At 34.7% G+C, this 21,024-nt stretch carries 21 protein-coding genes; 12 read left to right on the top strand and 9 right to left on the bottom strand.

All coding sequences use genetic code 11. The annotated features are described in order from the left end of the window. Positions 1-8: 8 nt before the first annotated feature. From scpA to ES674_RS10275, 5 genes are all read left to right on the top strand, one after another. Positions 9-2,135, top strand: coding sequence for a methylmalonyl-CoA mutase (gene scpA / locus ES674_RS10295; RefSeq protein WP_148403952.1), 2,127 nt, complete (start codon positions 9-11; stop codon positions 2,133-2,135). Between the two features lie 303 nt (positions 2,136-2,438). Beyond that, on the top strand, positions 2,439-2,873 hold the full coding sequence (locus ES674_RS10290; protein WP_148403951.1) for an RrF2 family transcriptional regulator: 435 nt from the start codon (positions 2,439-2,441) through the stop codon (positions 2,871-2,873). 73 nt (positions 2,874-2,946) lie between these two features. After that, positions 2,947-3,684, top strand: a complete 738-nt coding sequence (ric, locus tag ES674_RS10285) for an iron-sulfur cluster repair di-iron protein (RefSeq protein ID WP_148403950.1) — start codon at positions 2,947-2,949, stop codon at positions 3,682-3,684. A gap of 204 nt (positions 3,685-3,888) precedes the next feature. Beyond that, a complete protein-coding gene (locus ES674_RS10280; RefSeq protein ID WP_148403949.1) occupies positions 3,889-5,091 on the top strand; it encodes a hypothetical protein in 1,203 nt (400 codons plus the stop codon). After that, a complete protein-coding gene (locus ES674_RS10275) occupies positions 5,072-5,533 on the top strand; it encodes a hemerythrin domain-containing protein (protein ID WP_148403948.1) in 462 nt (153 codons plus the stop codon). Before ES674_RS10280 ends, ES674_RS10275 begins: the two co-directional genes overlap by 20 nt. 39 nt (positions 5,534-5,572) lie before the next feature. Here the strand turns inward: ES674_RS10275 and ES674_RS10270 are convergent, their stop codons facing one another. From ES674_RS10270 to nirK, 4 genes are read right to left on the bottom strand one after another with little or no spacing between them, the layout of a single operon-like run. Then, positions 5,573-6,838, bottom strand: a complete 1,266-nt coding sequence (locus ES674_RS10270) for an alginate export family protein (protein ID WP_148403947.1) — start codon at positions 6,836-6,838, stop codon at positions 5,573-5,575. 52 nt (positions 6,839-6,890) lie between these two features. After that, positions 6,891-7,604 carry an SCO family protein gene (locus tag ES674_RS10265; protein ID WP_246126019.1) on the bottom strand — a complete coding sequence of 238 codons (714 nt, stop codon included), beginning with the start codon at positions 7,602-7,604 and terminating at the stop codon, positions 6,891-6,893. A 7-nt stretch (positions 7,605-7,611) separates the two neighbouring features. Then, the gene (locus tag ES674_RS10260; RefSeq protein WP_148403946.1) at positions 7,612-8,385 is read right to left on the bottom strand and encodes a formylglycine-generating enzyme family protein; all 774 of its coding nucleotides are present in this window, start codon (positions 8,383-8,385) and stop codon (positions 7,612-7,614) included. Positions 8,386-8,391: 6 nt separating this feature from the next. Continuing rightward, entirely contained in the window at positions 8,392-9,855 is a 1,464-nt protein-coding gene (gene nirK / locus ES674_RS10255; RefSeq protein WP_148403945.1) for a copper-containing nitrite reductase, read from the bottom strand. A 443-nt stretch (positions 9,856-10,298) separates the two neighbouring features. Here nirK and ES674_RS10250 point away from each other — a divergent pair, with 443 nt between their 5' ends. The 7 genes from ES674_RS10250 (at position 10,299) to ES674_RS10220 (ending at position 15,919) form a co-directional block, all read left to right on the top strand. After that, on the top strand, positions 10,299-11,063 hold the full coding sequence (locus ES674_RS10250) for a ParA family protein (protein WP_148403944.1): 765 nt from the start codon (positions 10,299-10,301) through the stop codon (positions 11,061-11,063). Between the two features lie 3 nt (positions 11,064-11,066). Then, on the top strand, positions 11,067-11,969 hold the full coding sequence (locus tag ES674_RS10245; protein ID WP_148403943.1) for a ParB/RepB/Spo0J family partition protein: 903 nt from the start codon (positions 11,067-11,069) through the stop codon (positions 11,967-11,969). After that, positions 11,959-12,561, top strand: coding sequence for a DUF5683 domain-containing protein (locus ES674_RS10240; protein ID WP_148403942.1), 603 nt, complete (start codon positions 11,959-11,961; stop codon positions 12,559-12,561). Before ES674_RS10245 ends, ES674_RS10240 begins: the two co-directional genes overlap by 11 nt. A gap of 2 nt (positions 12,562-12,563) precedes the next feature. Next, complete coding sequence (gene dapB, locus ES674_RS10235; RefSeq protein ID WP_148403941.1) at positions 12,564-13,265, top strand: 4-hydroxy-tetrahydrodipicolinate reductase; 702 nt, start codon at positions 12,564-12,566, stop codon at positions 13,263-13,265. A gap of 63 nt (positions 13,266-13,328) precedes the next feature. Then, the gene (gene lepB, locus ES674_RS10230; RefSeq protein ID WP_148403940.1) at positions 13,329-14,924 is read left to right on the top strand and encodes a signal peptidase I; all 1,596 of its coding nucleotides are present in this window, start codon (positions 13,329-13,331) and stop codon (positions 14,922-14,924) included. A 66-nt stretch (positions 14,925-14,990) separates the two neighbouring features. Further along, entirely contained in the window at positions 14,991-15,611 is a 621-nt protein-coding gene (locus tag ES674_RS10225; RefSeq protein ID WP_148403939.1) for a WbqC family protein, read from the top strand. After that, positions 15,611-15,919 carry a DUF6122 family protein gene (locus tag ES674_RS10220; RefSeq protein ID WP_148403938.1) on the top strand — a complete coding sequence of 103 codons (309 nt, stop codon included), beginning with the start codon at positions 15,611-15,613 and terminating at the stop codon, positions 15,917-15,919. Before ES674_RS10225 ends, ES674_RS10220 begins: the two co-directional genes overlap by 1 nt. Here the strand turns inward: ES674_RS10220 and ES674_RS10215 are convergent. Genes ES674_RS10215 through ES674_RS10195 form a run of 5 tightly spaced genes read right to left on the bottom strand, consistent with a single transcriptional unit; the run spans position 15,911 to position 20,748 of the window. After that, positions 15,911-16,933, bottom strand: a complete 1,023-nt coding sequence (locus ES674_RS10215; protein WP_148403937.1) for an endonuclease/exonuclease/phosphatase family protein — start codon at positions 16,931-16,933, stop codon at positions 15,911-15,913. The two genes, ES674_RS10220 and ES674_RS10215, sit on opposite strands and share 9 nt — an antisense overlap. A gap of 10 nt (positions 16,934-16,943) precedes the next feature. Next, a complete protein-coding gene (locus ES674_RS10210) occupies positions 16,944-17,828 on the bottom strand; it encodes a rhomboid family protein (protein WP_148403936.1) in 885 nt (294 codons plus the stop codon). A gap of 1 nt (position 17,829) precedes the next feature. Further along, positions 17,830-18,597 (bottom strand): rhomboid family intramembrane serine protease, encoded by a 768-nt coding sequence (locus ES674_RS10205; protein WP_148404123.1) that lies wholly within the window; start codon positions 18,595-18,597, stop codon positions 17,830-17,832. Positions 18,598-18,610: 13 nt separating this feature from the next. After that, a complete protein-coding gene (gene mutL / locus ES674_RS10200; RefSeq protein ID WP_148403935.1) occupies positions 18,611-20,464 on the bottom strand; it encodes a DNA mismatch repair endonuclease MutL in 1,854 nt (617 codons plus the stop codon). Then, entirely contained in the window at positions 20,464-20,748 is a 285-nt protein-coding gene (locus ES674_RS10195) for a riboflavin synthase subunit beta (protein WP_148403934.1), read from the bottom strand. The genes mutL and ES674_RS10195 overlap by 1 nt, the downstream gene beginning before the upstream one ends. Positions 20,749-21,024 lie beyond the last annotated feature (276 nt).

Raw genomic sequence — 21,024 nt, 5'->3', positions numbered from 1 at the left:
CTTTTTTTATGAGTCGGAAAGACATTCAACATATTCAAATAAAATCGGCAGAATCAGAAGTGAAAAACGAGGGTTTTGAAACCTTCGATTCTGCTGAAGATATCCAAGTAAAATCCGTTTATCAAAAAGCAGATATTGCCAATTTGGAGCACCTCAATTTTGTGGCGGGAATAACACCTAATTTGCGCGGCCCATACAGTACTATGTATGTTATTAGACCGTGGACTATTAGACAATATGCTGGTTTTTCTACAGCTGAAGATAGTAATGCTTTTTACAAGCGCAATTTAGCGGCAGGACAAAAAGGTTTATCGGTTGCTTTTGATTTACCCACGCATCGTGGCTATGATTCTGATCATGAACGCGTAGTTGGCGATGTAGGAAAAGCTGGTGTAGCCATTGATTCTGTCGAGGATATGAAAATCCTTTTCGATGAAATTCCACTCGATAAAATGAGCGTTTCCATGACCATGAATGGCGCCGTTTTGCCCATCATGGCCTTTTATATTGTTGCAGCTGAAGAGCAAGGTGTTGATATAAAAGATTTAGCAGGTACTATTCAAAATGATATTTTGAAGGAATTTATGGTTAGGAATACCTATATCTATCCGCCAACGCCTTCCATGAAAATTATTTCAGATATTTTTGAATACACGAGTAAGAATATGCCCAAATTTAACAGCATTAGTATTTCTGGATACCACATGCAAGAAGCAGGCGCAACGTGTGATATTGAGTTAGCTTATACTCTAGCCGATGGATTGGAATATGTAAAAAAAGGACTGGCAGCCGGCATGGATATCGACACCTTTGCACCACGCCTATCTTTTTTCTGGGCTATTGGCATGAATCATTTTATGGAAATTGCCAAAATGCGTGCTGCTCGTATGTTATGGGCTAAATTGATAAAACCTTTTAATCCAAAAAATGAAAAATCTTTGGCCTTACGAACCCATTGCCAAACGTCTGGATGGAGTTTAACCGAGCAAGATCCTTTTAATAATGTAGCCCGAACGTGTATTGAAGCTTCTGCAGCTGCTTTTGGTGGCACCCAAAGTTTACATACCAATGCTCTAGATGAGGCCATTGCTTTACCCACAGATTTTTCAGCGCGAATTGCCAGAAATACCCAGATTTTTTTACAAGAAGAAACCCAAATCACCAAAACGGTTGATCCTTGGGCGGGAAGCTATTATGTAGAAAGGTTAACAAACGACATTGCTGAAAAAGCTTGGGAATTAATAGAAGAAGTAAATGAACTAGGCGGCATGACCAAAGCTATTGAAGCAGGAATTCCTAAACTGCGTATAGAAGAAGCAGCGGCTAGAAAACAAGCACGAATAGATTCTAGTCAAGATATTATTGTAGGTGTCAACAAATACCGATTAGCAGAAGAAGCGCCAATTTCAACTTTAGAAGTGGATAATCAAACGGTAAGAACTTCGCAACTTGAACGTTTAAACCGAATTAAAGCCGAAAGAAATTCAAGAAAAGTCCAAGAAGCCTTGGCCAGTTTAACGGCAGCAGCCAAATCAAATCAAGAAAATTTATTAACTTTGGCCGTTGAAGCCGCACGAGAACGCGCCACTTTAGGTGAAATTAGCGATGCCTTGGAAGTGGTTTTCGGACGGTATAAAGCACAAATCAAATCTTTTTCAGGCGTGTATAGTAAAGAAATTAAAGACGATAAATCCTTTAGTAAAGCGAAAGCTTTAGCCGATAAATTTGCAGAACAAGACGGAAGAAGACCCCGAATTATGATTGCAAAAATGGGTCAGGATGGTCATGACCGTGGCGCTAAAGTTGTGGCAACAGGTTATGCCGATGTTGGTTTTGATGTGGATATTGGTCCGCTATTTCAAACACCTCAAGAAGCCGCCAAACAAGCAGTTGAAAATGACGTGCATATTTTAGGGGTGTCATCTTTAGCCGCAGGACACAAAACGTTGGTACCTCAAGTTATTGAAGCTTTAAAAGGTTACGGTCGTGAGGATATTATGGTAGTTGTTGGTGGCGTTATTCCAAAACAGGATTATCAATATTTATTTGACGCTGGAGCAGTTGCTGTTTTCGGTCCAGGAACTAAAATTAGTGAAGCTGCCATTACCATTTTAGAAATTTTAATTATTGAATAGTCATAAACTATTGACAATGATTAGCCATTTTCTCTATGAGCAATAGCATGCTACTTATTCGATTCTTTAATTTCTTGTAATGCGGAACAAAGCTACGGCGTTTCTGGAATTCAATTTAAATTAACCGATTGATTTTAATAGACGCGTAAAAATCATTAAATTCAAAATATTATTTAGTATTAATAGATCAAATAAATGATGTTCTTATTACTCCAATAAAACATCTTAAAAAACCTATTTTTAATTCGGATAAATTTGTCTGAATTGAAAATAAGTTTTATATTTGTACCATAAAACAAAACTATGTTTTCTAAAGCTTGTGAATATGGCATTAAAGCCTCCATATTTATTGCCTTAAACTCTTACCAAGAACAGCGTGTGAGCTTAAAAGCAATTGCGAAAGAAATAGCCTCGCCGGAAGCTTTTACTGCTAAAATACTACAAGATTTAGTGCGCCATAACATCATTAACTCTGTTAAAGGTGCACATGGTGGTTTTGAAATTGATAAGAAAGATATTGCGAATATTAAATTAGAGCAAATTGTTCGCGCCATTGATGGCGATAAAATTTACAACGGCTGCGGACTTGGATTAGAAACGTGTGATGAGAACCATCCCTGCCCTGTGCATGAAAAATTTATTGACATAAGAAATGGTTTAAAGCACATGCTGGAAACCACCAACCTGCAAGAGCTGGCTTTAGATATTAAAACAGGTATATCTTTCTTAAAAACTTAAAAAAGAACTTATTAAAACTATAAAAAAAATTTAATTTTAAATAGGATAAAAATATCCGAAATAACAAAACCTTATGGAAACATTACATAAAAACTTAAGCAGACCAATTGGCGAATTTGTTGCTGATGATTTCAGAACAGCAGCCGTATTTAGTAACTATGGTATAGATTTCTGTTGCAAAGGCCATCGTACAGTTGAAGAAGTTTGCGATAAAAATGGCGTTAACCCAAATGAACTTTTGGATAAATTAGATGCTATTTTAAATTCAAAAGGAACCGATGCCATTGATTACAAATCTTGGCCATTAGATTTATTAGCCGAATATGTTGAGAAAAAACACCACCGCTATGTGGAAGAAAAAATTCCTGTATTACGTCAATTTTTAGATAAATTATGTAAAGTTCATGGCGAACGTCATCCTGAATTATTCAAAATAAATGAACTTTTTACAGGTTGTGCTGGTGAACTTTCAGCGCATATGAAGAAAGAAGAATTAATATTGTTCCCATACATTAAGAAAATGGTGAAAACATCTATAGCTGGTGAGCAACTAGACAAACCACATTTTGGAACGGTAGGAAATCCTATAGCGATGATGATGGCCGAACACGAAAATGAAGGTGATCGTTTCAGAAAAATTGCTTTGCTTACCAACAATTATACACCGCCAGCTGATGGTTGTAATACGTACAAAGTAACTTTTGCCATGTTGGATGAATTTGAAAAAGATTTACACTTACACATACATTTAGAAAATAACATATTATTCCCTGAAGCTGCTAAATTAGAGCAACGCTTTTTTCCTGAATAGTTAATAGCACATGTTGTTTTCAAAAACTGGAAGTTAAACTCCCAATTAACTTCCAGTTTAATAATATTAATAGAATTTAAAAGTTGTTTATTGGTGCACTTCTCTTTTCAATTTTATAAATAAGTATTTTATTAGAGGGAATATTTATTGTAAGTTATGGTTTCAATTAGAGAAGTGCTTTTTTTAAATTCTAATGCCCTTTTAATGCCCAAAAAACTTGTATTAACCTGTTTATTTAATTTTCTTATTGCTGCACTTATGGGTTTAACGCTGCGTTACACCTTTGTTAGTTCAGTTTCTTTTAATTACAGATTTCTTACACATGCCCATTCGCATGTTGCCATGTTGGGATGGGTTTATTTAATGCTTTACACCTTTTTTGCCCACTATTTCATACCTGATATAAAGTCTATTTACATCAAATTATTTTGGCTAACCCAAATAGCCGTTATGGGAATGATGATTAGTTTTCCGTTTCAAGGTTATACGGCGATTTCCATTAGCTTTTCAACCCTACATATTTTTTGCAGCTATTACTTTGCCTATCGTTTTTGGAAAGATATGCATATTCAAAACATACTTATTAGACAATTGGTAAAGGCATCTCTCCTATTCATGGCCATTTCCACATTGGGGGTTTGGTGTTTAGGTCCAGCCGTGAGTATTTTAGGTCCAGCATCCGCCTTTTATCAAATTGCGATTCAGTTTTTTCTGAATTTTCAATTTAATGGCTGGTTTCTTCTGGCAGTTCTAGCCATCATGTTCTATCAATTAAAAATTCAACCATCCAAAGATTCGCAATTATTTTTTAAATTTCTGATTGTATCCACCGTTTTAACCTTTGCATTACCCATTCAATGGTTTGCAAATCATCCATTACTGTATTGGATAAATGGTGTTGGAATCTTATTGCAATTGGTTTCTCTGTATTATTTTTTAAGAATGGTTAAACTACCATTTCGGATATTTCAAAAACAATCGTTGCCAGTAATTAAGCGTATGTATTATTTTGCACTATTCTGTTTTATCTTAAAAACGACTTTACAAACACTCTCAATTATCCCGCAATTAGCCTCGGAATTATATGAACATCACAATTTAATAATAGGTTTTATACACCTGGCCATGTTGGGCGTTATTAGCGGATTTTTATTTGCGTTCCTATTACAGTCTAAAACTATTATGCCAACGGCTTTGGTATCTGCGGCCTTATACTTATTTTTGCTAGGCTTCATTTTTACAGAAGCTCTTTTATTTATTCAAGGTGCATTCTATTATTTTAACCTTGGTATAATGCCTAATTATTACATCCTTTTATTTTCAGCAAGCATATTGCTACCATTAAGCATTGCTATAATTTTAATGAGTTATATAAATCAAAAACACTATGGAATCCAAACCCCTTAAACGCCATAAAGCATTACAACCATTAAGCCGTGAGCATCATCATGGTCTTTTATTATCTTGGAAAATACGAGCAGGCTTTAGCAAAGAAGTGTCGGCAGAACGCATGAAAACCTATGCAGATTGGTTTTTTGAACATCACCTAATACCACATTTTGAATTAGAGGAAAATGAAATATTTTCTATTTTAGATTCAGAGCACGAATTGGTAAAAAAAGCCATGGCAGATCATAGACGCCTAAAACGTTTATTCTCTGATGATACTGAAGTGGAAAAATCTTTAAGTAAAATTGAAGAAGAATTGGAACAGCATATCCGTTTTGAAGAACGCATATTATTTCCAGAAATACAGAAAGCAGCAACTGAAGAACAACTTCAGCATATAGCAAAAATCCACCAGCCGGAATCTTTTGAAGATAACCTTGCTGATGAATTTTGGAAATAAATGAAAAATCCCTAATTATAAACCGAACTCTAATTAGGGCTATTCATTTTTCTTAACGCTTGTTTTAAATAAACCTGGCTTTATAGTTACCATAGCCCAAGCCCAATTATTGGTTGCGCTAGCATTTCCACCTTTTAAAACCTCCATGGTTTCTGTGGCGAACATTTGTGAATAGCCTATTTCAAAATTAACATCTTTAGTCCATTTATATGCTATGGAAAGATCTACTTCTGTTCCTAAATAGCTATCCATTTCTTCATTTAATCCATTTACAACAGTTGCTGCCGAAGAAAACATGTGCGGAATTAATGATACTGAAAATTTATCTTTTGTATAATTGATAGTGGCATAAACATCAATCAAACCAACAGAATTAATATGGTTGCCCACATAAAAATAATCCATCCAACCATTAAATTTATGATTAGTTCCATACCAAGGATTAAACGATTTAACGTCTGAATTGCTGGCATTCATATCTGTTCCTGACACATATTCCACACCCAATCCTGGTTTTAAGCCATTTGCAAAACTATAAGATCCGTTAACTGATACTTTATAAGCTTGAACATTCTGATTTGCTATTTTTCCAGTTTGAAAATAAGCTGAAGCTTGTGTACTAATCGCATTTTTAGCAAAATTAGCATGGCCACCAAAAGTCTGATTGTAATCTACGTCTTGCTTTCCATCCTTCAAATAGGCCAATCCGTTGTTTAAAGCCAAAAGACTTATCCCAACAGATGATAAATTGGTATGATACCAAACATATTGAAGCGATTTGTAATTATTTAAAGTATAATTCGTTTCAAAAAGCGTTTCTGAAGCTGCATTTAGTGCCAAACCAACTTCAAAATGATTATTGGCATTAGGTTTATAGATAGCTAATAAAGCATCGTGGCTTCTAGCTTGTTGTGCCCAACCTACTGCGCCAAAAATACGCTGATCATCATAAGAAATTTCTTGACGACCTAATTTTAAGGAAAATTCAGGTGTTAGTAACAATTCAGCCCACGCTTCATGAATGGCTGTTCCGTTAGCATCTGCAGCATTTAAGGTTGGCACATCTCCCCAAACGCGAACATCTTGAATGCTTAGATAGGCATTTATTTTCTCGCTGCCATAAGCCAAGTTTAATCGGGTTCTTTGGGATACAAAAGATGCTGCATCCAAAGAATCCACACTTAAGGTTTTATAGGCATTTCTATACTCAAAACGCGGTCTAATTTCTGCTGAAATCTCGAAATTTTGAGCAAAAAGGGTCTGGTTCACAACTCCGAGGAGCATGACAAGTAGTAATTTTTTCATCTGTTCTGTTTATATTTTCACGTGATTTCTTTCACGTGTGAAGTCATTTGTTTTAAGGTGTTACTTCTAAAATAGTGGCTATAGTCTCTTTATTATCCACCCCTAAACCTTCTTGCTGATGCATTAATTCACCTTTAGCATTAAAGACTGAAATGATATTAGAGTGTGAAAAATCAATTGGTGAAATTTCCTTATACTTCATAGATAATACATTGGCAAACTCGCGAACACTACTTTCTGTACCTTGAAGAAACATCCACTGCTCATCATCCATAAAATTTTCTATAGCAAACGCTTTTAAACGTTCTGGCGTATCTGTTTCTGGATCGATACTAACCATAACAAATTGAATATCCTTAATTTTATCTTTAGGAAGTTTCGCTTCAATACTACGCATATCGGCAACTAATCTTGGGCAGGCTGCTTTACAAGACGTGTAAATCATAACCATAACCAGTGTTTTACCTTTTAAATCGGCGAGTAGAATTTCCTTATTTTCCTCGGTGCGCCATTTAGAGGTTAGGTTGAAAATAGATTCTTCTGAAATCTCATCATCAGCTAACGTTTTTGAAGCTTGACTAATTACTTCTAAATCCATTTTACAAACGGGACAGCTTCCTGGTTCATCATAGGTTTTATCGCCTTCACATTGCATTGGACATTGGTAAACTTCAGCAATATCTTGATTACCTTTCTTATCAGAATTACAACTTTGTAAGGCTACAACTGTAAAAAGTGCAACCAACATATATTTTAGTGTTTTCATCTTCATTTTATTGGATTATATCTTTTACACAACGAAATCCTAAATTTTTCATAGAATATTTCGCTTTTAAACTTCCGCGAATAGCATAGCGCATAAAGGCAGCGTAATTCATTAAATCGGTTGCATTTAGAGACGCACTTCCACAGAAAAGATCACTATCTTTATCTACATCTTTTCGGGATTCGCCTGTAATTAAAACCGAATTAAAATCAATAGTCCACTCCCAAACTAAACCGTGCAAATCCTGAACACCCCACACATTTTCTGGGTTTAAACCAATGGTGTTTTCATTGGATCTAGGTGCTTCATACCAAGTTAAAATTTGTTCATTATAAGATGCTTTAACGCGGGCATCTTTAGTGGTTTCATCTGCCATAGCAGCATATTCCCATTCATCAACCGTTGGTAATCGTTTTCCTTGACATTCACAATAATCTTTTGCTGCAAACCAAGATATATAAGTTGCGGGACTATTTGGCAATTCCGAATCCTTTAGTTCTAAATCATTTTTCCAGTTAGATAAATAACTTTTATCTACAAATAATTTTAGGGCATTGGATTTTTGCCATTTCGGAAATTTAGAAACAAACTTGACATATTCAGCATTCGTAACCGGATACACATCCATTTCAAAATCTTTCACTTCCACAACGGTAGAATCTCTACCATATAAAGGAATATAGCGACTACCTTTTATGAATACCATGCCTTCAGACTGCGCGTGAACAACAGATTGAAAAACTAATAAAATAAGCAGCAGTCTAAAGGCTTGGATTTTCATTTTAAATTATTTTTTGTTTTTTACTTTCATTACCATGTCTCTCGTAACCACTTTTCCAGAGTTACCCCAGCTGTTATAAACATAGGTTAATACGTTTGCAACTTCATCAGGAGATAAGGTTTGTCTGGTCATAACGCTATTATACTTGTTGCCATTTACGGTAATTTCTCCAGTTAATCCATGAAGAACGGCACTAATAGCACGATCTACATCTGCATTTAAGTAATCTGATTTTGCCAATGGAGGAAACGCATTTGCTATACCTTGACCATCACCTTGGTGACAAGCAAAACACGTTTGCATGTAAGCTTGTTTTCCAAATTCCATTTGCTCTTCAAAAGATTTAGCTGGAATTTCAGATTCTACAATTTCATCTGTAGTTGGCATAGTTTGAATACCAGGACCTTCAGGCAAATAAATATCATCACGAATTTCACCAGAATAGATTTTCTTATCTTCTTCTCCAGAAACTTTCAACATCCCTAAAGCACCTTTATTAAAGGCTCTAAAAATTGAGTGATCCACCATAATTAAACTACCAGGAACATCCACACGAAATTCTACAATAGCCGCTCCACCTGCAGGAATTAATGTCGTTTGAATATTTTCATTTATTAAATCGCCACCTTCAACGTGTACTCTATCAAAAATTTCTCCAATTACGTGAAAAGATGACACCAAGTTTGGTCCGCCGTTTCCAACAAATAATCTAACGGTTTCGCCAACATTAGCCGTAATAGCGTTATCACCTGTTAGCGCACCAACACTTCCATTAAATACTACATAATCCGCTCTTTCATCAACAGCTTTCTGCATATCAAAAGGTTGTAATCCACGTTCTCCGTTTGCTCCTTTGGTGTAAAAATCACCTTGCATGATGTAGTATTCTTTATCTACTGGCGCTAAACCACCTTCTGGTTCAACTAATATTAATCCGTACATTCCATTGGCAATATGCATTCCTACTGGAGCCGTTGCACAATGGTAAACATATAATCCAGGGTTTAACGTTTTAAAAGAAAATACTTTGGAGTGACCTGGCGCTACAAACGAAGACTCTGCTCCGCCTCCAGGACCTGTTACCGCATGTAAATCAATATTATGTGGCAATTTGTTATTTGGGTGGTTTTGTAAGTGAAATTCTACTTCATCACCAACGCGTGTTCTAATAAAACTTCCTGGAACAGTTCCGCCAAATGTCCAATACATATATTTAACGCCGTCGGTCATTTCGCCTTCTTCTTCAAGGATCTCCATTTTAACAATAAGCTTCTTGGCTTTTCTTGCCCCAATTGGCGTAGGAACGTGTGGTGGTGACGTTAATTCTGCAATCATTTCTTGATTTACAGCAATGTCTGCCGAATTTTCATTCGTTTTTTTGTCATCATTAACGCAACCCAATAAAAGGACTGATGATGCTAAAAGTAGCATGGGCAAAAAAAGCTGTTTGATGGTCTTTAGTGTCTTCATAATAGTTATAATAAATTAGTTTTTATTTTTGGCAACTCGGATACTAATATCCTAGTTACGCTACAAATGTAAATAACTAACATAGTTTGTTTTATGATATTTATCAGTTTTTACAATTTTCCAAAATAGCATATATAATAAGTTTTTCAAAATAAATAGATCAATTTCATGAAATTTCTCCTAATTAATTATATAAATTTCAAAAAAAAGTACTTAAATCTAAAACACTAAATTTTTAAATTAGAGAGATAAAGGCTATCGAATGGGTCGGAAAATTTAAAATGTGGAACACAGTCTCCCCCATACTCTTTATAGAAAGTATTTATATTATTCATAATCAAGCAGCTGAAACGTATTGGCGCTTTTTTAGATTTGTTAACAACTTCCATTTTCTATAACCGCAAATAATTGTATTTTTACAACTAATTAAACAAATTTAATTAATGGGTAAAATAATTGCAATAGCTAATCAAAAAGGAGGTGTTGGAAAAACAACCACATCTATAAATTTAGCTGCTTCCCTAGGCGTGCTCGAGAAAAAAGTACTGTTAATAGACGCAGATCCACAAGCTAATGCTACTTCTGGATTGGGTATTGATGTGGATACGATAGAAATAGGAACCTATCAACTTCTTGAGCATACCAACACAGCGAGAGAAGCGGTTATGAAAACCGATACACCAAATCTTGATATTATTCCCGCACATATTGATCTTGTTGCTATTGAGATTGAATTAGTCGATAAAGAACAACGAGAATATATGCTTAAAAAAGCATTAGGCGATATTGTTGACGATTATGATTTTGTTTTAATTGATTGTGCCCCATCTTTGGGCTTACTTACTTTAAATGCTTTAACAGCCGCACACTCTGTTATTATTCCAATTCAATGCGAATACTTTGCTTTAGAGGGACTTGGCAAGTTATTGAATACCATTAAAAGTGTTCAAAAAATCCATAATCCAGAATTAGATATTGAAGGTTTACTTTTAACCATGTACGATTCCCGTTTGCGTTTGTCCAATCAAGTCGTTGAAGAGGTTCAAAAGCATTTTAACGATATGGTGTTTCAAACAATCATTCAACGAAATGTGCGTTTAAGTGAAGCGCCTAGTTATGGTGAAAGCATTATTAATTATGATGCTAGTAGTAAAGGTGCCGTGAATTATTTAAGTTTGGCTAAAGAAATAATAAATAAAAACTCCTAAAACATGGCGAAGGCTACCAAGAAACAGGCTTTAGGCAGAGGTTTATCCGCTTTATTAAAAGATCCTTCCAATGATATAAATTCCATTCAGGACAAAAATGCCGATCAGGTTATTGGTAATATTGTGGAATTGGATATTGAATCTATTGACATAAATCCCTTTCAACCTAGAACTAATTTTAACGAGGAAACGTTACGAGAACTCGCTTCTTCTATTAAAGAATTGGGCGTTATTCAACCTATTACCGTTCGGAAAATTGACTTCAACACCTTCCAATTAGTATCAGGTGAACGCCGTTTTAGAGCATCAAAATTGATTGGTCTTAAAACCATTCCAGCTTATATTCGAATTGCGAACGATCAAGAGTCACTTGAAATGGCCTTAGTTGAAAATATTCAACGTCAAGATTTAGATCCAATTGAAATTGCCTTATCCTATCAACGTTTAATTGACGAAATAAATCTGACTCAAGAACAAATGAGCGATCGTGTGGGGAAAAAACGCTCCACAATTGCCAACTATTTGCGTCTACTAAAACTGGATCCAATTATCCAAACAGGCATGCGCGATGGTTTTATATCTATGGGTCATGGTCGTGCTTTAATTGCAATTGAAGATTTATCAACGCAATTAGATATCTATGAAAAAATAATTAGCAATAAACTGTCAGTAAGGGATACAGAAACATTAGTACGTGATTTTCAGACAGAAAAAATAGTAAAAACACCGAAAGAAAAACAAGAAATTCCCACATTTGTAAAAAATGGAATGCAAGATTTTTCGGAATATTTTGGACATAAAATTGACGTTAAAGTTTCAAAAAATGGAAAAGGTAATATTTCAATACCTTTTCATTCCGAAGAAGACTTTAATCGTATTCTAAAACTGGTAAAAGGTGCTAAATAAATTTGCCATAGCGTTTGTTTTAGTATGCGCTTTTTGCAGCTCGTCTTGGGCTCAAGAGGATGAAAATCCTGACGACAAAAAAGAAGTCAAAACTCCGAAACCAGAAAAACTTAAAGTAGAAGCTAAAAATGTTTTTGCAGAACCTATTGATCCATTAGATCCAGCTCGCGCCGCATTTTACTCCGCAGTACTTCCAGGCTTAGGCCAAGCTTACAATAAAAAATACTGGAAAATTCCTATTGTTTATGCGGGTATGGGAATTGGTATTTATTTTTATTTAGATAATAATAAAGAATACAAACGGTATAGATCTGCCTATAAAAGTCGTTTAGCTGGTTTTACTAATGACGAATTTTATGGAACAATCAACGACGATGGTTTACGTGAAGCTCAAAAAACATTGAGTCGGAATCGTGAAATATCGCTTTTAGTAACCATTGCAATTTATGCGCTGAATATTATTGATGCGAACGTAGATGCACATTTAATACAATATAATGTGGATGACAATCTTTCCGTTACGCCTCATTATAAGATTAACGAATTTGATAATAAAGGTGATTTAGGCATAACAGTTAACTATAAATTTTAAGCATGAAAATCGCACTATTAGGATATGGGAAAATGGGTCAAACCATTGAAAAAATAGCTATTGAGCGCGGTCATGACATTGTTATTAAAACCAATGATGAAGATGGTTATGATATTACTTCAGCCGATGTTGCCATTGATTTTAGCGTGCCGAACGCCGCTTTCTTTAATATTGTAAAATGCTTTAAACAAGGCGTGCCTGTTATTTCTGGAACTACAGGTTGGTTAGATAATTACTCAACAGCAGAAGCTATTTGTCAAGAAGAAAACGGTGCTTTTATTTATGCATCTAATTTCAGTTTGGGCGTGAATATCTTTTTTGAATTGAATAAACAATTAGCAAAAATGATGTCTAAACTGGAATCCTATAAAGTGTCCATGGAAGAAGTTCATCATACTGAAAAACTAGACACACCAAGTGGCACTGCTATAAGTTTGGCCGAAGGTATTATTGCAGAACACATTCATTATACAGACTGGAACCTAGTTTCTAGACGAGAAAACACCATTCCTATTACAGCTAAACGCATAGATAATGTTCCTGGCACACATGTTATTTCTTATGCCAGTAAAACAGATACTATAACTATTGAACATGAAGCACATAGTCGTGAAGGCTTTGCCCTTGGCGCTGTTATTGCCGCAGAGTGGCTCCAAGATAAAACTGGCGTATTCACGATGAAAGATGTGTTAAACATAGGTTAAAACTAAAAATTGCCGTAACAGAAAAAACCTGTTACCTACAAATACAAGACAAAATAGAAATTTATGGCACTTACACAATGGCTTATAGTTATTCTAATTATTCAGGTTATTCATGGATTAGGAACTTGGAAATTATATATTAAAGCTGGTAGACAAGCATGGGAAGCATTCATTCCTATATATAATGCGGTTATTTTAATGAAAATTATTAACCGTCCTTGGTACTGGACTATTTTACTTTTCTTGCCTGTAATAAACCTAATCATGTTTCCGGTGGTTTGGTTAGAAACTGCTAGAAGTTTTGGTAAAAATAGTACCACAGATACTTTATTGGCATTATTTACTTTAGGCTTTTATAATTACTATTTAAACTATTTTGTGGATGTTGAACATGTAAAAGATAGAAGTTTACACCCTAAAACACCAATGGGCGATTGGGTAAGTTCTATACTTTTTGCTATAGTAGCCGCCACGGTTGTTCATGGTTATATTATTCAGCCTTATACCATTCCAACATCTTCTTTAGAAAAATCGCTTTTAGTTGGTGATTTCCTTTTTGTAAGCAAATTTCATTATGGCGCGCGTGTCCCTATGTCCACAATAGCAGCGCCAATGGTTCATGATACCATTCCAATTCTGAATAAAAAATCATATTTATATGATGATAATGTAGAGAATAGAAATACCTCATTTATAAACAAATTATCGCTTCCCTATTTACGCTTACCAGGATTCCAAAATATCGCACAAAACGATATAGTCGTTTTCAATTGGCCTGTGGATACCTTATACAATATGTATAAAACAGCCGATAGAAATTATTATAAACCTGTAGATAAGAAAACCAATTACGTAAAACGTGCTGTTGGTATGCCAGGCGATTCATTAGAAGTTCGTGATGGTTTTGTGTTTATTAATGGAAAACAAAATCAATTACCAGATCGTGCTAAATTGCAGTTTTCTTATAAAGTTGAAACTAAAAATGGTCCTTTTGATAATTATAGTTTGGCTAGTCGTTATAATATAACCGATTTCCCACAATACAATCAAGATTACTCTATGAGTTATTTTGCGGGTATTTCAGATGAAAATTTAGCGAAATTTAAAAACCATCCGAACGTAAAAAGTATAGAACCTTTAAAGCGTGAAAAAGGTGAACGTGAATTGAGTGTTTTTCCTCATGATCCAAATTACAATTGGAACAATGATTTCTTCGGACCTTTGTATATTCCAAAAGCTGGCGCTACAGTAGCTCTAAATTTAGATGTTTTACCACTTTATAAGCGTGCCATTACCGAATATGAAAATAATGAGCTGAAAGTTAAAGGGAATCAAATTTTTATTAATGGTGAACTGGCAACTAATTATACCTTTCAAAAAGATTATTACTGGATGATGGGTGATAACCGTCATAACTCATTAGATGCACGTTCTTGGGGTTTTGTACCGTTTGACCATGTGGTTGGAAAACCGGTGTTTATTTGGATGAGTTGGAACACAAATGGTCAAGGCATAAAAGAGAAAATTCGTTGGGAACGTTTATTTACAACTGTTCATGGCAGCGGCGAACCGGTTTCATATTTCATACCATTTCTAGTATTATTGCTAGCTTGGTTTGGTTTTAGCAAATGGCGTAAACATAAGAAGGCCAATAGTTAATCATAAAGTGGTAGAGTCGTTTAGCTTTTTTATTTCAAAAACAAACAGCTCAACACCAAACAACATATGCAATTACTAATTCATCCCACATATTTTCCAAACATAGCGCATTTTGTGGCTATTAGTCAGGCGGAAACTGTTACGTTTGAAATGGCTGATAATTTTCAAAAGCAAACCTATCGGAATCGCACCTATATTTATGGGGCTAATGGGAAATTGTTGTTGAATATCCCTGTTGTTCATACCCAGAAAAATCGCCAGCAGTATGCAGATGTTTTAATTCATAATGAAGAAAAATGGCAGCGCAATCATTGGCGGTCTTTAGAATCAGCTTATAAAACCTCACCATTTTTCGAGTATTATGAAGACGATTTAAAACCCTTATTTGAGGAGCCAGCCTCTAACCTACTCCATTATAATATTGCCTGCTTTGAAACTGTTTGCGACTGTTTACAACTAGAATTAGATATTAAAGAAACAGCAACTTTTGAAAAAAACCCAATGGGCTCAACTGATTTAAGATTTCTAGTTCAAGCTAAAGGTGAAAAAGCACCAGAATTCGAACCTTATACGCAAGTTTTTGATGATAAACACGACTATATAAATAACTTAAGTATTTTGGATTTACTTTTTAATGAAGGTCCAAATGCGGTTAATTATTTACAATCTCAAAAAGCATTTTGGTAATGTTACAAACGCTTGTTCATTATAACATTCATTTTCTATTGCCTTTACTTGTTGCATTCTCCTTTTACAGAACTATTTGGTTTAAGGCTTATTTGATTATGGTTGCCACTATGGTTATCGATTTAGATCACCTTTTAGCCACGCCAATTTTTGACCCGAATAGATGTAGCATTAATTTCCATCCGCTACACACCTATTGGGCAATGGGCTTTTATATGCTTTTATTATTTCCGAAGAAAACCAGATTAATTGGTATTGGATTGGTAATTCATATGATTGCGGATGCGGCTGACTGTGCGTTAATGTAGTTTTAACGTCGCCATAATAGGATAGTGATCTGAGTATTTATTGTCTATGGTTTTGAAATCTGTCACTTCAAAAGCGGGATCACTGAAAATAAAATCGATTCTGATTGGGAAAAATCGGAAGTCGTATGTTCTTCCAAAGCCATTTCCTGCTTCTTTAAAGGCATCCTTCATATCACCTTTCAGCTCTTTATAAACATAAGAAAAGGCGGTATTGTTAAAGTCGCCCGTAATAATCACCTTATAAGGACAGGCTGCTTTATGCTTTAAAAATAATTCAGTTTGAACCTGCTGTTTTTCAAAAGTATGTTCTGTTTTCTTCAATAAACGTTCAGAATCCTCCTGATTAAAATTCTCCATTTTAGTATCAATTTTCAAAGATTGCAAATGAATATTATAAATTCGAATGGTATCATCTGCTTTCAAAATATCTACAAAAATGGCATTATTATCCGTTTCTGGAAATTCAATGGAACCCGAATTGATAATAGGATATTGAGACAAAATAACTTGTCCATATTTGGTTTTCTTACCCGATAGTTTTTCGAATTTATACTTAAAAAAGGATAAATCTACCTTAGGATGTGGATGATATTCCTGAATGGAAAGCACATCTGGCGCTTTTTGCTTTATTAAATCTACCATCTTACCTTGAATACCTTTTTTAGGAATCCAATTATATAAATTGAATAAGCGCACATTATAATTCATCACTTTTAATTGATGTTCATGCGAAATATCATCATCAGATGTAAATTTATACAAAGAACCAAAGTTAAAATAGCCAATAATTAATACGACTAATGAAAGAATCAGCTGTTTTTTTAGCATGATAAGCCAATACAGAAAGAAGATAGAATTAACAAGAATTAAAAATGGAACACCTAAACTTAAAACAGAAAGTAACGCAAACGTTTTTGGAGGAACAAATGGCAGAATATAAGAAGTAAGCAATAGAAACGCCGCTATACCATTTAAAAAGTATATGAATTTATCTATTAACTTTAAGTTTTTCATAAACTCATTATCATTTACCAGCTCTGAATAAAAAATCTTTTTCGGCTTTGGTTAAAGCATCATAGCCAGATTTACTTATCTTATCCAAGATAAGGTCTATTTTCTTCTGATTATTAAACTCGCCGAATTCCTTTTCAGAAAACCCAGCAACCTTGCCTTTCTTGCTTTTATGAACTGTTTTTAATGGTGACTTTTTAGATGTTTTAAACCAACCTGCAATTTGATCCATCATGCTTTCAAAACCTTTGCCTATATCATTCCCTTTGGTTAATTGTTTAGCGTAAGCATATCCTAAAATAGCGCCTCCTAAATGGGCTAAATTACCACCAGCATTTCCAGTAAGCGGATCTTTTATACCAGCCAAAACGCCCAGCACATCAAATGCTACAATGGCAGCCCCAATATACCATAGCTTTAAATTAAAGGTGAAAAACTTCACATCCATACTAGGCATATACGCACACAAAAATATAAGTAAAGCTCGAACAGCGGCAGATGCGCCAACTAAACGCGTTGGCGATTTAAACAAATCTGGAAACAAATTATAACCTAATAGAAATAAAAGTCCGCCAGAAATTAAGCCTAAAAAGTAGACATTCAATCCCATTTTTGCAGAAAACATATTGGTAAACATGCCACCAATAAAATAGAGCCAGATCATGTTAAAAAAGAAATGCCAAAAATCATAATGCACAAATGCATAGGTAATAATACTCCATGGCTGCATAATAAACGCACCTAAAGTACTTGGCAACTCAAACCAATTAAAATTAAAATTGAAAAGTAAAGACAACAATAAACCCGTTAAATAGATGACTAAATTAACCACGATGAGCTTCTCAAAAATATTGAGACGTTTTAGTTTATCGCGAATATCTTGGTTTAAATTATTCATATTAATCCCAACGGTTTTTGTTGAATTGCGTTTTTTTCCAATACCACATAATTAAGAAACCGGTTAATGCGCCGCCAATATGGGCGACATAAGCCGTATTACCAGGGCTAAAAAATGATTGACCTGTAATGGCTGAAATTAAATCTAAAGCTATAATTCCTGGAATAAAATACTTGGCTTTAATAGGAACTGGCAAGAACATCAACATTAACTTGGATTCTGGATATAGCATTCCAAAGGCAACTAAAACACCCATTATAGCGCCAGAGGCACCAACCATAGTACTGTTAAAAACACTTACAAACTGTTGCATATCTGCAGCGCCCATAATTTGCTGCCATTGGGTATTATACATGCCAGAATTTAAGGTTTCGAGAATTTGCGTTTTATCTACCCCGGCATCTGTTAAGGTATTTAGCCCTGAATAGAAAGTGAAATAATAATAGCCAATCATACAAAGAGCGGCTCCTAATCCTGACGACATGTAAAAAAATAGAAACTTTTTAGCTCCGAAACGTTGTTCTACAGCGGTTCCAAACATCCACAAGGCAAACATATTAAACAAAATATGCATAAAGCCACCATGCATAAACATATGGGTAATAATTTGCCAGAATTGAAAGGCCGAATTTTGAGGAAAATGTAGAGCAAACCAATCGTAAAACAAAGTATTGCTTCCAATAGCACTTCCGCCAATGGTTAAAGTACCCACAAACATAACCACGTTTATAATGATTAAATGCTTGACGGTATCGGTAATATTATTCATCATAAGACTTTACTTATATAAATTTTTTATCTAATTCGTCTACGCTTATCGTAACGAATGTGGCTTTATTTGCTGGTGAACTATTTGGATCTTTACATGCAAATAAGCTATTTACCAAATGTTCTTGTTCTAGCAAAGATAAGGATTGTCCTCTTTTTATGGCTAAACTCTTCGCCATAGATTTAGCTAATAAATCGGTGGCACTAAAATTGGAATCTGGCACTTCATTTTCAATGTCGCTAATTAATTGTTCCAAAATAACAATTACTTCACTTTCAGGAACACTAATTGGAACACCTGAAATTTCAATATGGTCATTATGAAAATTAGCAAATACAAATCCGGTGTGCTCTAAATCTTCTTGAACTTCTTTTATACAATCCATTTCTTGTTGTGATAAAAACACCAAAACAGGAAACAGTAATTGCTGACTCACACTTTCTTTAATAGTAATGTGTTTCAGGAAATTTTCATATAAAATGCGCTGATGTGCCCGATGCTGATCAATAACCAGCATTCCTGATTTTATAGTACTAACAATGTATTTATTGTGAAGTTGATAGGTAGATTGCTTGGTTTCAAAACTTGTATCGTCTTGAAAAATGGTTCCAGTCTGCTCATCGCTTTCAAAACGTATTTCATTAAAATCAGTTGCAGATTTTGTGCCTTTAGATTCCATACCCACATACAAACCTTCCCAACTTCCAGCTGGTTCTTTTTTATAAGACGTATTGAATGCAGCTTTAGAGCGGGTTTCCTCCTGGAACGGATTAAAACCTCGATCTACTTCTATTCTAGGAGTTTTAGCTTGTTTGTTTTCGAAATCGTATGGTGTATCAAAATTAGAATCGCGATCAAAATCTAAAACGGGTGCAATACTAAATTGACCTAAACTATGTTTAACTGCCGAGCGTAAAATGGCATAAAGCGTATGCTCATCATCAAACTTAATTTCTGTTTTGGTAGGGTGAATATTGATATCTATAGTTTCCGGATTGACAGTTAAATCTAAAAAATAACTAGCGTGTTTGCCATCTTTCAATAATCCATCAAAAGCTGAATTAATAGCGTGATTTAAATACGCACTTTTTATAAAGCGATTATTCACAAAAAAGAATTGTTCACCACGTGTTTTCTTGGCGTATTCTGGTTTTCCAACAAATCCTGAAACCGTTAAAACTTCGGTAGCTTCATTCACCGGAACCAATTTTTCATTGGTTTTAATTCCGAAGATATTAACAATACGTTGCCGAAAATTACTTCCTGGCAAGTGAAAAGATTCACTGCCATTATGATACATGGAAAATTGAATACTGGGATGTGCCAAGGCCACCCGATGAAATTCATCAATAATATGGCGTAACTCGACCGTATTCGATTTTAAAAAATTTCGACGTGCAGGAATATTAAAAAAGAGATTCTTTACGGCAATGGATGTTCCAGTTGGCGTTACAACGGGTTCTTGCGACTTTACCTCGCTACCTTCAATAACAATTTGAGTTCCAACATCATCCAGTTCTTGCTTTGTTTTTAATTCAACATGCGCAATAGCAGCAATACTAGCTAAAGCTTCACCGCGGAAACCTTTGGTGTTGAGCTTAAATAAATCTTCAGCAGATTTAATTTTGGAAGTGGCATGACGTTCAAAACTAAAGCGCGCGTCGGTAATACTCATACCCGATCCGTTGTCTATAACTTGAACAAGCGTCTTACCGGCATCTTTGATAAGTAATTTAATTTCTGAAGCATGCGCATCAATGGCATTTTCCATGAGTTCTTTAACCACGGATGCAGGTCGCTGTACAACTTCACCAGCAGCAATTTGATTCGCCACATGATCCGGTAGTAACTGAATAATATCTGCCATTATTTTTTAGAAAAGAAAATTGATAAATCGAAACCAATAATCAGCAAAAACACAAAAATTAAAATACCAATAATGATGAGTACGCGCTTGTTGGCATTTTCATTAACATTATTTTTATAATCGTCCCAAGCAGTATTTATTTTAGATTTAAAACCATTTGTATTTCCAACGGTAGAACGAAAATCGTCAAACTTATGTTTTATTTCATAAGGATTCCCTTCACCTTTATAATAGCGTGGTGTGTAATCGTATCTTTTATTTTTTCGCTTACTAAAAACTCCCATAATCTTATATTATTCGTAGCGACTTAGTACGTAAATCGCTATTAAGATAGCAATCAAAAACAAGACCAAAAATAATGGTGAGGTTAGAAAGCTAGATTTGCGATTTCTGTTACCTTTCAAACCTTGCCATTTGGTCTGAATATCATCTTGCTGTGTTTTAACAGCATCTTCTTGGAACCTAGGTTTGTAACTAAAGCTTTTATTTTTTTTAGCCAATGTACGATCTGATTAATTGCTTTAGTTCCAAAAGTACTGAATTTACAAGCAAAAAGGATA

The organism is Bizionia myxarmorum, assembly GCF_008086205.1.
GTDB classification, from domain to species: domain Bacteria; phylum Bacteroidota; class Bacteroidia; order Flavobacteriales; family Flavobacteriaceae; genus Algorimicrobium; species Algorimicrobium myxarmorum.
The sequence above is the reverse complement of the archived record's forward strand: the minus strand, read 5'-3'. Positions and strand labels throughout refer to the sequence as shown.